14 protein-coding genes are annotated in these 13,427 nt (G+C 63.4%); 8 read left to right on the top strand and 6 right to left on the bottom strand.

The annotated features are described in order from the left end of the window. Positions 1–415: 415 nt before the first annotated feature. The 3 genes from GTW25_RS20275 (at position 416) to GTW25_RS20265 (ending at position 3,127) form a co-directional block, all read left to right on the top strand. Positions 416–1,627, top strand: coding sequence for an NAD(P)/FAD-dependent oxidoreductase (locus tag GTW25_RS20275; RefSeq protein WP_252914104.1), 1,212 nt, complete (start codon positions 416–418; stop codon positions 1,625–1,627). A gap of 65 nt (positions 1,628–1,692) precedes the next feature. Further along, entirely contained in the window at positions 1,693–2,649 is a 957-nt protein-coding gene (locus GTW25_RS20270; RefSeq protein WP_252914103.1) for an SPFH domain-containing protein, read from the top strand. 1 nt (position 2,650) lies between these two features. Then, positions 2,651–3,127 (top strand): NfeD family protein, encoded by a 477-nt coding sequence (locus GTW25_RS20265; protein WP_252914102.1) that lies wholly within the window; start codon positions 2,651–2,653, stop codon positions 3,125–3,127. 173 nt (positions 3,128–3,300) lie between these two features. On the opposite strand, the gene GTW25_RS20260 is transcribed toward GTW25_RS20265, so the two are convergent. Further along, positions 3,301–4,299 carry a KpsF/GutQ family sugar-phosphate isomerase gene (locus tag GTW25_RS20260; protein WP_252914101.1) on the bottom strand — a complete coding sequence of 333 codons (999 nt, stop codon included), beginning with the start codon at positions 4,297–4,299 and terminating at the stop codon, positions 3,301–3,303. A 135-nt stretch (positions 4,300–4,434) separates the two neighbouring features. Between GTW25_RS20260 and GTW25_RS20255 the strand changes: the two genes are divergently transcribed. From GTW25_RS20255 to GTW25_RS20235, 5 genes are all read left to right on the top strand, one after another. Then, entirely contained in the window at positions 4,435–6,249 is a 1,815-nt protein-coding gene (locus GTW25_RS20255; RefSeq protein ID WP_252914100.1) for an outer membrane beta-barrel protein, read from the top strand. A gap of 57 nt (positions 6,250–6,306) precedes the next feature. After that, positions 6,307–6,651, top strand: a complete 345-nt coding sequence (locus GTW25_RS20250; protein ID WP_252914099.1) for an ArsR/SmtB family transcription factor — start codon at positions 6,307–6,309, stop codon at positions 6,649–6,651. Next, a complete protein-coding gene (locus GTW25_RS20245; protein ID WP_252914098.1) occupies positions 6,644–7,636 on the top strand; it encodes an SRPBCC domain-containing protein in 993 nt (330 codons plus the stop codon). The genes GTW25_RS20250 and GTW25_RS20245 overlap by 8 nt, the downstream gene beginning before the upstream one ends. A gap of 362 nt (positions 7,637–7,998) precedes the next feature. Further along, positions 7,999–8,394 (top strand): VOC family protein, encoded by a 396-nt coding sequence (locus tag GTW25_RS20240; protein WP_252914097.1) that lies wholly within the window; start codon positions 7,999–8,001, stop codon positions 8,392–8,394. Between the two features lie 61 nt (positions 8,395–8,455). Continuing rightward, the gene (locus GTW25_RS20235) at positions 8,456–8,968 is read left to right on the top strand and encodes a TerB family tellurite resistance protein (RefSeq protein ID WP_252914096.1); all 513 of its coding nucleotides are present in this window, start codon (positions 8,456–8,458) and stop codon (positions 8,966–8,968) included. 6 nt (positions 8,969–8,974) lie between these two features. On the opposite strand, the gene coaBC is transcribed toward GTW25_RS20235, so the two are convergent. From coaBC to ubiE, 5 genes are all read right to left on the bottom strand, one after another. Continuing rightward, complete coding sequence (gene coaBC, locus GTW25_RS20230; RefSeq protein WP_252914095.1) at positions 8,975–10,201, bottom strand: bifunctional phosphopantothenoylcysteine decarboxylase/phosphopantothenate--cysteine ligase CoaBC; 1,227 nt, start codon at positions 10,199–10,201, stop codon at positions 8,975–8,977. A gap of 10 nt (positions 10,202–10,211) precedes the next feature. After that, the gene (locus GTW25_RS20225; RefSeq protein WP_252914094.1) at positions 10,212–10,613 is read right to left on the bottom strand and encodes a type II toxin-antitoxin system VapC family toxin; all 402 of its coding nucleotides are present in this window, start codon (positions 10,611–10,613) and stop codon (positions 10,212–10,214) included. Between the two features lie 3 nt (positions 10,614–10,616). After that, positions 10,617–10,886 carry a FitA-like ribbon-helix-helix domain-containing protein gene (locus GTW25_RS20220; RefSeq protein WP_252914093.1) on the bottom strand — a complete coding sequence of 90 codons (270 nt, stop codon included), beginning with the start codon at positions 10,884–10,886 and terminating at the stop codon, positions 10,617–10,619. A 75-nt stretch (positions 10,887–10,961) separates the two neighbouring features. Then, a complete protein-coding gene (gene ubiB, locus GTW25_RS20215) occupies positions 10,962–12,536 on the bottom strand; it encodes a 2-polyprenylphenol 6-hydroxylase (RefSeq protein ID WP_252914092.1) in 1,575 nt (524 codons plus the stop codon). A gap of 13 nt (positions 12,537–12,549) precedes the next feature. Then, the gene (ubiE, locus tag GTW25_RS20210) at positions 12,550–13,326 is read right to left on the bottom strand and encodes a bifunctional demethylmenaquinone methyltransferase/2-methoxy-6-polyprenyl-1,4-benzoquinol methylase UbiE (protein ID WP_252914091.1); all 777 of its coding nucleotides are present in this window, start codon (positions 13,324–13,326) and stop codon (positions 12,550–12,552) included. Positions 13,327–13,427 lie beyond the last annotated feature (101 nt).

Below are 13,427 nucleotides of genomic sequence, written 5' to 3'. Positions count from 1 at the left end.
TTGACGGTGGCAATGCGGGAAGGGACCCGGCCAAGCCTCGGTCTCGCCAGCAGGCGGATCAGGATTCCGACGGTATCCTTCCCGCATTCACTCTACACCACCCCGAACACACAGGATTCCTGTGACCCCCGTGACAAGCACGGGGGCAGGCGAGCACAGGAATGATGGACTTCATGGGTGCTGTGCGCAAAATCACCGAGTTCGAAGGCTGAGCAAAAGCCTCAATGCCGTCATTCCTGTGCCCACAGGAATCCATGCCTCGTCAGCCAGGCCGCCGAAACAGGGTTTTCAGGGCTCCATGTTTTCGACCAGACCTTGAAAATACCCCGGCCGGGATTTCACTTCCCGTCGAATGCGCCGACGGAACGAACCCACACCAGCCCCGTTGAGCGGTCCAACGGGGCATCTTCTTGACATGCGAAAATTCGATCTGCGTACCGGCAAGCCGGTCTGGCATGGCTATCGTGCGCCGTCCGTTCCGACGAACAAGCTGGTGCGCGACATTCGCAGCGAGATCCTCGTCGTCGGCATGGGTATCTCAGGCGCCATGATGGCCGAGGCGCTCACGGGCGAGGGGTATCAGGTCGTCCTGATCGACCGGCGCGGGCCGCTTCTGGGATCGACTCCGGCGACGACGGCGCTCGTCCAGTATGAGATCGACGTTCCGCTGACGACGCTTTCGAGGACCATCGGCAAAGCCGACGCCGAACGCGCGTGGCGGCGCTCGCGTCTTGCGGTGATGAACCTCAAATCGCATATCGAGGCATCGAAGATCGCCTGCGATCTCGCGACCCGCCCAACACTCTACCTCGCCGGCAATCAACTGACCGGCGGCGCGCTCGAGGCCGAGGCGGACGCGCGGCGCGATGCGGGTCTTTTGTCCCGTTATCTTACGGCCAAGCCCCTGGCAGACGAGTTCGGCATCGATCGGGAAGGCGCAATTCTCAGCCACGACAATCTCGCTCTCGACCCGCGCAAGCTAACGGCGCGGCTGCTCAACATTGCAAGGGAACGCGGCGCGCGGCTCTATGACGATGTCGAGGCGGTCGATTTCGATACGTCCGCAGACGGCGTAACCGTGGGCACCGCGCATGGTCCGACGGTCCGCGCGGATCATGTCGTCCTGTGCACCGGATACGAACTCCTGCCGTTCGTTCCGGCCGACAATCATCAGGTGATCTCGACCTGGGCGATCGCGACACGGCCGCAGAAAGCCAATCTGTGGCCGCAGGAAGCCTTTATCTGGGAAGCATCCGATCCTTACCTCTACATGCGCGCGACAAAAGACGGCCGCGTCATCTGCGGCGGTGAGGACGAGGAATTTTCCGACGAGACGCGGCGCGATGCCGTGATCGGCGAGAAATCGCAAGCGATCTCGCGAAAGCTGAAGAAACTGATGCCGCAGCTCGATGTGACGCCGCAATACGCCTGGGCTGGCGCATTCGGCTCGACGTCCACGGGACTGCCGATCATCGGACCGGTGCCGCAAAAGCCGCGCATCCATGCCATCATGGGCTATGGCGGCAACGGCATCACCTTTTCGCGGATCGCTAGCGAGATCGTTTCCGCCTCCATTGCGGGACGAAAGGACAGCGACGCCGATCTTTTTGCCTTCTCGAACCGGTAATATTTGCCGTAGGCGTGCCCGACCCTTAAGTTTAGAGGGACAAAATTCGAACGATTGAGGATTTCATGTTCTTTTCCGGGTTCGAGATTGCGGTGATCGTTCTTGCGGCGCTTGTGCTTCTCTTCATCTTCGCTGGCGTCAAGACGGTTCCGCAAGGCTTTCAGTACACGGTCGAGCGGTTCGGTCGATACACCCGCACGCTCTCGCCCGGCCTCGCCCTGATCGTTCCCTTCGTCGAGCGTATCGGCGCGCGGATGAACATGATGGAACAGGTGCTCGACGTTCCGACGCAGGAAGTCATCACCAAGGACAACGCCATCGTCGCGGTCGACGGCGTCGCCTTTTATCAGGTTCTGAACGCCGCGCAGGCCGCCTATCAGGTGTCCGGCCTCCAGAACGCGATCCTGAATCTGACCATGACCAATATCCGCTCCGTCATGGGCTCGATGGACCTCGACGAACTCCTCTCCAACCGCGACGCGATCAACGACCGGCTGCTGCATATCGTGGACAATGCCGCCGCGCCGTGGGGCATCAAGATGACCCGCGTTGAAATCAAGGACATCAACCCGCCGAAGAATCTCGTGGAATCGATGGCCCGCCAGATGATGGCGGAGCGTAACAGGCGCGCTGAAATCCTGGAGGCGGAAGGCCGCAAGCAGGCGCAGATTCTCGACGCGGAAGGTCGTCGCGAGGCCGCCTTCCGCGACGCCGAAGCGCGCGAACGCGGGGCGGAGGCGGAAGCCAAGGCCACACAGATGGTGTCGGAAGCCATCGCGGCAGGCGATGTACAGGCAATCAACTACTTCGTTGCCCAGAAATACACGGAAGCGATGGCGAAGATCGGCTCCGCGCCCAATTCCAAGATCGTCCTGATGCCGATGGAGGGCTCGTCGCTGATCGGCTCGCTCGGCGGCATCGGCGCCATCGCGAAGGAAGTCTTCGGCGACAACGCGCAGGCCATTCAGGAAAAGCGCCGCACCTCGCGCCCGCCGGTCGTAATGCCGAACAGGGACGCCTGACATGTCCGCCTATCTCGCCGCGCTCGGTCCCTGGAACTGGATGATCATCGGCGGCGTGCTTCTGGCGCTGGAGATCATGGCGCCCGGCGTCTACCTGTTGTGGATCGGTATCGCCGCGCTTCTGACCGGTGCGCTGTCGTTCCAGATCGGCGAGGCGGCGTGGTGGAGCTGGCAGGTCCAGCTCATCGTCTTCGTCGCGCTTGCGCTCGTGTGCGCCCTTGCCGGACGCTATTTCTTCGGGGCCGATCGCGGCGGGACAAGCGACCAGCCGCTCCTCAACCGCCGCGAGCAGCAACTGATCGGCCAGGTTTCGACGCTGGAGGAACCGATCCACGATGGCCACGGCCGGGTCAGGCTGGGCGATACGCTCTGGCTCGTGCGCGGTCCCGACCTGCCGCCGGGAACACGCGTGCGGGTCGTTTCCGCCGACGGCGGGACGCTGCGGGTGGAGGCCATCGACGAAAGCTCTCGAACGTAGCGGGATTGAGAAGTCGAGGCATGGATTCCTGTGACGAGCACAGGAATGACGGCAGAAAGGTAAATGCCAACTTCCCAACGTTGGAGATTTGCATCGACACAAATGCACCGTCATTCCTGTGCTCGTCACAGGAATCCATACCTCGACCTCAAAAACATCCGCAGCATCGAACGTCAGGCCGCACCCACTCTCAGCAGATCGTGGAAATGGACGATGCCGACCGGTCGCTCGTCCTCGCATACGATAAGCGCGGAGATGCCGTTGTCGTTGATGATGCCGGTCGCGGTGGCGGCGAGCGTATCGGGAGCGACGGATTTCGGCTCCCTCGTCATCACGTCGTCGACGGCCATCTGCGAAAGATTGCGGTGAAGATTTCGGGCAAGGTCGCCATCGGTGATGATGCCGGCGAGCCGTCCATCCTCATTCACGATACATACGCATCCGAAGCGCTTTTGCGACATGACGCGGACAGCTTCGGTCATCGGCGTTCCGGGCGGCACGATCGGCATGCGGTCGCCGGTATGCATCAAATCGCGCACATGGGTCAGGCTCGCGCCCAGCTTGCCGCCGGGATGGAACGTCCTGAAATGATCGGGCGTGAAGCCGCGCGCTTCCAAAAGCGCCACGGCGAGCGCGTCGCCGATGACGAGCTGCATCAGCGTCGACGTGGTCGGCGCGAGCCCGTGCGGGCAGGCTTCGGCGACCTTCGGCAAAGCGAGAACGGCGGTCGATTCGCGCGCAAGCGCTGAATTCGTGCCCGACGTGATGGCGATGAGCGGTATCGAAAAGCGCCGCGCATAGGCGATGATGCCGCTCAGTTCGCTCGTCTCGCCCGACCACGAAATGGCAAGGATCGCATCGTCCTCGGCAATCATGCCGAGATCGCCGTGATTGGCCTCTGCCGGGTGAACGAAGAAGGCGGGCGTGCCGGTCGAGGCGAGCGTCGCCGCGATCTTGGAGCCGATATGGCCGCTCTTGCCGACGCCGGTGACGATCACCCGGCCGGTGATGCCGGCAATGGTCTCGGCAGCTTTCACGAACGCATCGGAAAGCCCGTTCTCGAACGAGGCCGCAAGCGTGGCGAGGCCCGCCGCCTCGATTTCGAGCGTGCGGGCGGCTGATTGGACGATCTGGTCGCGCACCAGCGCGGTCTGTGGCTTTTGTCGCTGCATGGCGACAGCGCTTAGCGCCAGTTGGCCGATCTGTCCATTCGGCTTGGCTGAAACACCGGCATCAACGCTTGGTTAACCAAGGCCGTTTACGGTTTCGTAAGCATGATTTCCGTGCATCGAGGCAGCCGCGCGCATATGGCAAACCAGACTTTCCGGCTTGGCAAGCTTGCGCGGCGCGGTGCGTATGCGCTGGCGATTGCCAGCGTGGCGCTCGGCTCGCACGGTGTGCTTGCGCAAGAGCAAGCATTGCCGCTGCGCGGATCGTTGCAAGATGAGCCGATCACTGTCGTCCAGCCGTTGGACGAGGAGGCGGTCGCGCTGCCGGCCGACGCCGAACCCGAGCTAGACGAAACGACGACCGGCACTGTGCGGGACCGCACCAACGACGCGCGCGACGAACGCACGCTGCGCGGCACTCCCTTGCGGACGCCGCTCACCGAACGCGATAGCCGCGCGGAGGAGCCTGTCGAAGCACCGGCCGATTACCGGCCGTTCAGCGAGGGCGCCATCTCGACCGGCGAACCGCTTGCCGATTCGCGGCCCGACCCGACCCCTGTTGATTTGTTTTCCGACGACGATCCGTTCGCCGGTTCCGATCCGCTCGGACCGCAGTCGCGTGAAGGGCGCGTGCAACCGCTGGGGCGACTGGTTCCCGCAACGCAGCGCGCCGAGACGGATGTGCTGCTCGACGGGACGACGACCGCAACTGTTCCGCTCGCGGCCATCGACGCAGAGGATCTCCAGCGCAATCTGCGCGTCGGCACGGATGCGGAGCGGATCAATTCCATCGAGACCACGCGTCGCGGGTCGCCGGACGACCCGTTCGCGCCGGTCGGGCTGCGGCTCGGCACGTTCGAGCTCTTTCCTTCGATCGAGCAGGGTATCGGCTGGACGTCCAACGCCGATGGCGGCGTGGAGGGCGACGAGGCGTTCTATTCGGAAACGACGGGGCGGTTCGATCTGCGCTCCGACTGGTCGCGTCATGAGGCGCGGCTGAATGGATTCGGTATCCTGCGAAGGGACATCGCGGGGGCGGAAATCCGCGATGTCGAAGCCGGTCTCGACGGCGAATTGCGGTTCGATTTTTCCGATGGCTATGAAGGGCGCGCGGCCTTCGGCTATCTGCATCGGCCCGAATCGGCGACCGCGCCGGACACGGTCGAAGGCGCGGTCTCGCGGCCCGATCGCGATACGCTGTCAGGTGAACTCGGAATTGCCCGTGAGATCGCGCGTTTGCGGCTTGGTCTGACGGCTGCCGCGACGCGCGATACCTTTTCCGATGCAGAATTGCCGGACGGCACGATCATCAGCCAGAAGGACCGCAACTCGACGCTTGCCGTCCTGCGATTGCGCACCGGCTACGAGGTTTCGCCGGCACTGATTCCCTTTGCGGAGATCGAGGCGGGCCGGCGGATCTATGACAACGAGATTGACGCGGCGGGTTTTCGGCGATCGGCCGACCGTATGGCGCTGCGCGGCGGGATTGCGATCGACATTGCGGAAAAATGGCGCGGCGAAGCCTTCGCCGGCTGGCTGTGGGAAACACCTGACGATGAGGCGTTCGAGCGCGTATCCGGCCTGGAGCTTGGCGGCACTCTGGCCTGGTCGCCAGTGCGCGGCACGATCGTCGATCTGAACGCGCTGACCAGTGTGGAAGGCGCGACGGCGCCCGGCGCCGGAGGCTCGCTTCTTTATGCGGCGAACCTTTCGGTCACGCGCGAGCTGCGAGCGAACCTCACGGGAACGGCCGGCATCGGCCTCGATTATCGCGACTATGCGAATTCATCAGCCCACGATCTGACCTGGAGCGGCCAGCTTGCGTTGACCTGGTGGTTCAACCGCTATCTCGGCCTCACCGGTCGCGCGCGCTACGAGAATTTCACGAGCAGCGTTGACGGGCGTGACAGCGATACCGCGAGCGTCTTCGTTGGCCTGAGGGCGCAGCGCTAAAACTAAAACGCTGAACCATCTGGTTGACAATCGCGTGTCTCCGCAATAATAAACCATATGGTTCAATTTCAGCCTATCGAACTCGACGCCGTATTCCATGCGCTTTCGGATGGAACGCGGCGCGCTATGGTCGAGCGCCTGTCCGCCGGCCCGCAAAGCGTGAGCGATCTCGCTGCGCCGTTCGACATGTCGCTCGCCGGCGCGTCGAAGCATATCCGCGTGCTCGAAAGCGCCGGGCTCGTCAGGCGCGAGGTTCGTGGACGCACGCATCGCTGCACCCTCGATGCCGCGCGGCTGAAGCACGCGAAGGACTGGCTCGCCCGCTACGAGAAATTCTGGAACGCACGGCTCGACGCGCTGGAAGCGCTCTTGTCGGCCGAGGAGGGAAAGACGCATGACTGACACCCAAAGCCTTACCGTGACACGCAGGCTGGAGGCTTCGCCGGAGCGGGTATTCGATGCCTGGCTCGATCCCGAAATGGCGCGCAGATGGCTTTTCACCATTCCGGGCGGCGAGATCGTGGTGGCGAAGAGCGAGCCGAAGGTCGGCGGCACGTTCACCTTCGTCGACAAGCGCGCAGACGATGAAATCCGCCATGTCGGCGAATATCTGGAGATCGATCGGCCGCACCGTCTCGTCTTCACCTTTGCCGTGCCGCAATTCTCGCCGGCCTACGATCGGGTGACCGTCGAGATCACGCGGCTCGACACGGGCTGCGAACTTACGCTGACGCACGAGATGGCCGCCGACATGTTCGATGAGTGGGGCGAGGGCAGCCGTCAGGGCTGGAAGACGATGTTGGCTGCGCTCGACGCGCAGCTTCACCGCCGCTCCGACGAGGGCAACGGCATCATCGTCGCACCGGATACCGTGCGCATCGAACGTGTGCTGCCGGGTACGGTCGATCGCGTCTGGTCGTATCTGATCGACTCCGACAAGCGCCGGAAATGGCTCGCGGAAGGCATCATGGAGCCGCGCAAGGGCGGCCGTGTCGAGCATATCTTCCGCAATGGCGAGCTTTCGCACGAGGGGACGCCGGAACGGTTTCGCTACACGGTTGGTCCCGCCGTGCGTGTCGGGGAGGTGGTCGAATTCAAGCCGCCGCAACGGCTGACCTATGTCTGGCCCGGCGACGAAAGCGAGGCGGAGCGCAGCGAGGTCACGTTCGAACTGTTCGCGCAAGGCGACCGGACACGCCTCGTGCTCACCCATCGCAAGCTTCCCGATGGACGGACGATGGTGAGCGTGGCGAGCGGCTGGGATTCGCATCTGGGCGTCCTGATCGACATCCTGACGAACGAGACGCCGCGCGGCTTCTGGTCGACCATCGGTGCGCTCGAAACTGTCTACAGACAGAAATTCGGCGTGAAGGAGGAAATGTCGTGACGAATTTCACCACCACGATCATCGTCGACAAATCGCCGGCAGACGCATTTCGCGCGATCCTCGACCCCCCGCTCCTGGTGGGGTGTGGAGATCGAAGGCGACGCTGACACTATCGGCGAGGAATGGAGCTATCGCTAAGAGAATCTGCACTTCAGCAGGCAAAGGACCGTCGAACTCGTTCCCGGTCGCAAGATCGTATGGGAGGTCGTGGATGCGCGGATTAGCTTCCTGCGCGACACGGGCGAATGGAAAGGCACGAAGCTGGTGTTCGAACTGGAACCTGAGGGCGAAGGCACGCAACTCCGCTTCACGACAGCATCGAGAAAGTCGCCTGATCCAGTTACCCCTGAAGGAGGTCGAACATGATCCGCATCAACGTGTCCGCAATTCCCGTCAACGATCAGGACAAGGCAGAGCGCTTCTATGTCGACATGCTCGGATTCGTGAAGAAACGCGATATCCCCTTCGACGGCGGGCGCTGGCTAACCGTCGAAAATCCGGATGGCTCGGGCGTCGAACTGCTTCTGGAGCCGGCGGGCTTCGAGTTTGCAAAGGTGTACCAGAAGGCGCTCTACGACAACGGCATCCCGGTGACGTCCTTCGGCTCGGACGACATCGATGCGGATTATGAGCGCTTGTCAAAGATGGGCGTATCGTTCCGCGGTCCGCCGGATGGGGAGGCCGGCACGAATGTGCGCGTCGCGCTCGTCGAGGACGGTTGCGGCAACCTCATCATGTTGACGCAGGAAGCAAGCTAGGCTGTATTTGCACGTCAGTCCTTCTGCGGGTCGCTTGAAGCCCGCTAAAGTCCGGATCGCGATGCATATTATTGTCGGTGTTCTGGCGGTTGCCGCCGCAATCATCTTCTTCGTGGTTCGTGCGCATGGCGCCTATGGCGCGGCGAAGGAACTGAACCGCGATACGCAAGGCTTGCAGCGGCGGGCGAAGTCCTCGTTCCGGCAGTTCTTCGGCACCAGGCTGTCTCGGGTCAACGACCCGCAGCTCGCGGCCACGATCCTGATGATCCAGCTCGTCAGAACCGGCTCGCCGGTCACCGCGCAGGAAAAGACGACGATATTGAATTGCATGGCCGATCCGCTCGGCATCGAGAAACCGCAGACCATGTTCGAAAAGGGCTGGGATTATACGGAAAGCCGCGCGTTCTTTTCCATGGTCAGCGACGAGCTCACGCCCTTGCTGCGCGAACGCTTGCGGGAGAGCGAAAAGAACGATCTCATCGACATGCTGACGAAAGTCGCGGAAGCCTACAATGGCGCGAGCGATCTTCAGCAATCGTCGATCGCGCGTTTCCGGAAACGCCTTTTGGCCTGACGGGCGTCAGCCCGTTTTCAGTCGCTCGGCGATCAGGCGGGCCAGCCGTTCTGCGACCTCGTCCTTGGTGAGTTCGGGCCACGCGTCGGCGCTGTCGGCCGAGAGGATCGTCACGCGGTTCTTCGCTCCGCCCATGATGCCGCCGGCGCTGGTCGCGCCCGATGCCGACACGTCGTTGGCGACGATCAGGTCGGCACCCTTCTTCGCCAGCTTGGCGCGGGCGTGGTCCAGCACCTTTTCCGTCTCGGCGGCGAAGCCGATGACGAGTTTCGGCCGCTGCGCGTGATGACCGATGGTCGCGAGGATGTCCGGGTTCTCCGTCATCGTCAGCACCGGCGCGCCTTCGCCTACGCCTTTCTTGATCTTCTGCCCCGTCTCGCTTTCCACTCGCCAGTCGGCGACTGCGGCGACGAAGATGGCGGCATCGGTGGGCAGGGCCGCCTCGACGGCTTCCTTCATCTGCCGCGCGGTCTCGACATGGACCGTATAGACGCCTTCCGGATCGGGAACGGAAACGGGGCCGGAAACCAGCGTGACCTTCGCGCCGAGGCGGGCAAGCGCTGCCGCTATCGCGTGGCCCTGCTTGCCGGATGAGCGGTTTGCGATGTAGCGCACCGGGTCGATCGGCTCGTGCGTCGGACCGGATGTGACGACAATCCTTTTGCCGCAAAGGGGAGCGGTGCCGGTCGAGAAATGACGTTCGATCGCCGCGACGATCTCCAGCGGTTCGGCCATGCGGCCTTCGCCCGCCTCACCGCTTTCAGCCATCTCGCCGCGCGCTGGGCCGACGAAGGCGATGCCGTCGGCTTCCAGTGCGGCGCGGTTTCGCTGTGCGGCGGGATGTGCCCACATTCTCGGATTCATCGCGGGCGCGACGAGCACCTTCTTGTCGGTCGCCAGAAGCACCGTCGATGCGAGGTCGTCGCACAATCCGTTCGCCATCTTGGCCATCAGGTCGGCGCTGGCCGGCGCGACGACGATCAAATCGGCCTCGCGCGACAGGCGGATATGGCCGACATCGTGCTCGTCCTGCCGGTCGAAGAGTTCGGTGAAGACGTGATCGGCCGACAGAGCGCCGACCGACAGTGGCGTCACGAACTCCTGCGCCCCGCGCGTCATCACACAGCGCACCTTCGCGCTGCGCTCACGCAAGCGGCGGATCAGGTCCAGTGACTTGTAGGCGGCGATGCCGCCCGAGATGATCAGGAGAATGCGTTTGCCGGAAAGGGTCATGTCCACCGCCTCAGGCCGGCTTCACCGCCGGTTCGATGTCGGTATGGATGAAATCGTCGCCTTTGAACAGAAGCGGCAGATTTCGCGATTTCGCCAGCGCGTAGGAGAAGCAGTCCCCGAAGTTGAGCTTTGCCGGGTGGCCGGTGCCTTTACCGTAGTTCCGATGCGCGGCGATCCCGATGATTGCTTCGTCGGGCGTTGTCGGTACGATTTCGATATCGGCCTTGTCGATCAGGATATTCAGTCGCTCCAGCCCGCGTGGCGACTTGTCGTTGGTCATGACAAGGCCCGCTTCCAGATAGGTCGATGCGCCCATCACGGCGCCGCGCGCAGTGCCGAGCGCAAGGGCGAAGGCTTCGGCCTCGTCCTCCGCACGCAGGATTGCGACGATCGCCGATGTATCGACCACCATGGATCAGTTCTTTTCCATATAGTCGTAAAGCGTATCCGACTCTGCCTTGTGATCGATCGGTTTGTCCGGCCGGATACCCAGCGCAAGCAGTTCTGCCAGCGTCGCCTTCGCATGCCACTGGTTCGGGCTGCCGGAATCGGCACCTTTTGCTGGCAGGGGCCGCCGTAGACGGTCGCGCGCCTCCTGTTCCATGGAAACGCCACGCCTGGCAGCGCTGATCCGCAGATCCCGCATTACTTCGTCATCGATCCTGCGAACGGTCATGTTGCCCATGTCTGGCTCCCGTATATCCAGACAAAATAGTGCAGAACTAATTTGACTGCAATGCTGGCATTGACTGCAATGCAGTCACGCCACCTGCCACGCGATGAAGACCGCCGCCGCCGCGATTACCCAAAGCGCGATACGCCCCGACCGGGTATGGCGCGCTTCGGCCTTGCCGATCTTCTTTGCCGTTTCGTCGTCGAAACGCAGTCCGTTTTCCGCCATCGCGTCGATCTCGCGCGTCAGCCGCTCGGTGCGTGCCGCAAGTTCGGGGGCTTGCCGGGCGAGGGCGAGAAGCGCGCCCGCGCCGTCGCGGGCATCTTCAAGGAAACCGCGCGGGCCGAGATTGCCTCTGATCCAGTCGCCGACGACGGGTTCGGAGGTCTTCCACATGTTGAAGGCGGGATCGAGCGTGCGCGCGACGCCCTCGACCACGACCATCGTTTTCTGGAGCAGAAGCAGTTCGGGCCGCGTCTCCATGTCGAAGAGTTCGGTGACCTCGAACAGCAACGTCAAAAGCCGCGCCATCGAGATCGTTTCGGCCGGCTGTCCGTGGATCGGCTCGCCGATGGCGCGGATCGCTTGCGCGAAGGCGCGCACGTCGTGGGTGCGCGGCACGTAGCCGGCTTCGAAATGGACCTCGGCGACGCGCACATAATCGCGCGTGATGAAGCCGAAGAGGATTTCGGCGAGGAACCGCCGTTCCTTCTTGCCGAGCCGTCCGGCGATGCCGAGATCGACCGCGACGATGGTGCCGTTCGCCTCGACGAACAAATTGCCCGGATGCATGTCGGCATGGAAGAAACCGTCGCGCAGCGTATGGCGCAGGAAGGACTGGATCAGCACGGCGGCCAGATGCGGCAAATCGTGGCCGGCGGCGCGCATGCCGTCGATGTCCGACATCTTGACGCCGTCGATCCACTCCATCGTGATGACGTCGCGGCCGGTGCGTTCCCAGTCCACCCACGGCACGCGGAACCCCGGATCGTCGGCGGTGTTCTCGCCGAGTTCGGAAAGCGCGGCGGCTTCGAGCCGCAAATCCATCTCGATCTTGGTGGTCTGCGCGAGCGTCTTCGCCACCTCGACAGGCTTCAGCCGCCGCGAGGAGGGAATGAAGCGCTCCTGCATGTGTGCGGCGAGGAAGAAACCTTCGAGATCATGTGCGAAGCGGTGGCGCACGCCGGGGCGGATGACCTTTACGGCCACAGGAGTTTCGCGCCCGTCGCGCATCACGCGGCCGGGATGGACCTGTGCGATGGAAGCGGCGGCGATCGGCTCGTCGAGCGACAGATAAAGCTCTTCGACCGACCGGCCGAGCGATTCGGTTATCTCGGCGCGCGCCTTCGCTGTCGGAAAGGTCGACATGCGGTCCTGCAACAGCGCCAGTTGCGTGGCGACGTCCGCGCCGACGACGTCCGGCCGCGTGGCGAGAAACTGGCCGAGCTTCACATAGGACGGTCCCAGCCGGTCGACGGCGTTCGACATGCGGTCGGCGGCGTCGCGCTTGCGGGAGCGGGGCCGGGCGAGCCAGCGGGCGATGTTCCATGCGACGCGCGGCGGGCCATCGAGCTGGTCGCCGGGCAGGGCAGCGATCACGCCTTCGCGCGCGAGAATCCAGCCGGCCCGTGCGAGCCGGATATAGGCGACGGGGGTGGTCATGCGCGCGCCGACCTCAAAGCTTCCAGGCCGAATGGAGCGCGGCGATGCCGCCGGAATAGTTGCGCCACGTCGCGCGCTCGAAACCGGCGTCGTTGATCATCGCGGCGAAATTGGTCTGGTTGGGAAATTTGCGGATCGATTCCACCAGATAGCGATAGGGCTCGCCGTCACCCGCCACGACCTTGCCGATCTGCGGGATCGCGTTGAAGGACCATGCCTCATAGACCTTGTCGAGGATCGGCATCTCCACGTCGGAGAATTCGAGGCACAGGAACCGTCCGCCCGGCTTCAGCACGCGGAACGCTTCGAACAACGCCTTGTCGATGCGCGGCACGTTGCGGATGCCGAAGGCGATCGTATAGGCGTCGAACGAGGCGTCCTCGAATGGCAGCTCCTGCGCATTTGCCTCGACGAAGCTCAGATACGGGTCGAGCTTGCGCTTGACGGCGCGATCGCGGCCCACCGCCAGCATCGAGCCGTTGATGTCGAGCACGGTTGCGTGCGCATTGCGGTCCGACGCCTCGACGATGCGAAAGGCGATGTCGCCGGTCCCGCCCGCGACGTCGAGCACCTTCCAGCCGGCGCGGCGCGGCGGGTTCAGCCACGTCACCATCGCGTTTTTCCAGACGCGGTGAAGCCCGGCTGACATCAGATCGTTCATGACATCGTAGCGTTCGGCGACCTTGTGGAACACGTCGTTGACGAGCGGCTGTTTTTCGCCTTCGGCCACATGGCGGAAACCGTAGGAGGTTTCCATCCCGCCTTGTGCGGTGGTGCGCGTGTCCGACATCGATTTCACCTGTACCTGCCTGAAAATCGCCGCGACCATAGCCGATCGGCTGTTGCGGCGCTATCTTCCAGCCCGCGATGAAGAGCCGCGCCGAAAAACGA

The organism is Aliihoeflea aestuarii (assembly GCF_024105665.1).
Lineage (GTDB): Bacteria > Pseudomonadota > Alphaproteobacteria > Rhizobiales > Rhizobiaceae > Aliihoeflea > Aliihoeflea aestuarii.
This window is presented reverse-complemented; position numbering and strand designations above follow the sequence as displayed.

Coding starts and splice junctions, on each gene's coding strand:
- GTW25_RS20240 (WP_252914097.1), top strand. CDS start 7,999: ATGATCCGCATCAACGTGTCCGCAATTCCCGTCAACGATCAGGACAAG.
- GTW25_RS20250 (WP_252914099.1), top strand. CDS start 6,307: ATGGTTCAATTTCAGCCTATCGAACTCGACGCCGTATTCCATGCGCTT.
- ubiB (WP_252914092.1), bottom strand. CDS start 12,536: ATGACCACCCCCGTCGCCTATATCCGGCTCGCACGGGCCGGCTGGATT.
- coaBC (WP_252914095.1), bottom strand. CDS start 10,201: ATGACCCTTTCCGGCAAACGCATTCTCCTGATCATCTCGGGCGGCATC.
- GTW25_RS20225 (WP_252914094.1), bottom strand. CDS start 10,613: ATGGTGGTCGATACATCGGCGATCGTCGCAATCCTGCGTGCGGAGGAC.
- GTW25_RS20265 (WP_252914102.1), top strand. CDS start 2,651: ATGTCCGCCTATCTCGCCGCGCTCGGTCCCTGGAACTGGATGATCATC.
- GTW25_RS20255 (WP_252914100.1), top strand. CDS start 4,435: ATGGCAAACCAGACTTTCCGGCTTGGCAAGCTTGCGCGGCGCGGTGCG.
- GTW25_RS20275 (WP_252914104.1), top strand. CDS start 416: ATGCGAAAATTCGATCTGCGTACCGGCAAGCCGGTCTGGCATGGCTAT.
- GTW25_RS20220 (WP_252914093.1), bottom strand. CDS start 10,886: ATGGGCAACATGACCGTTCGCAGGATCGATGACGAAGTAATGCGGGAT.
- GTW25_RS20235 (WP_252914096.1), top strand. CDS start 8,456: ATGCATATTATTGTCGGTGTTCTGGCGGTTGCCGCCGCAATCATCTTC.
- GTW25_RS20245 (WP_252914098.1), top strand. CDS start 6,644: ATGACTGACACCCAAAGCCTTACCGTGACACGCAGGCTGGAGGCTTCG.
- GTW25_RS20270 (WP_252914103.1), top strand. CDS start 1,693: ATGTTCTTTTCCGGGTTCGAGATTGCGGTGATCGTTCTTGCGGCGCTT.
- ubiE (WP_252914091.1), bottom strand. CDS start 13,326: ATGTCGGACACGCGCACCACCGCACAAGGCGGGATGGAAACCTCCTAC.
- GTW25_RS20260 (WP_252914101.1), bottom strand. CDS start 4,299: ATGCAGCGACAAAAGCCACAGACCGCGCTGGTGCGCGACCAGATCGTC.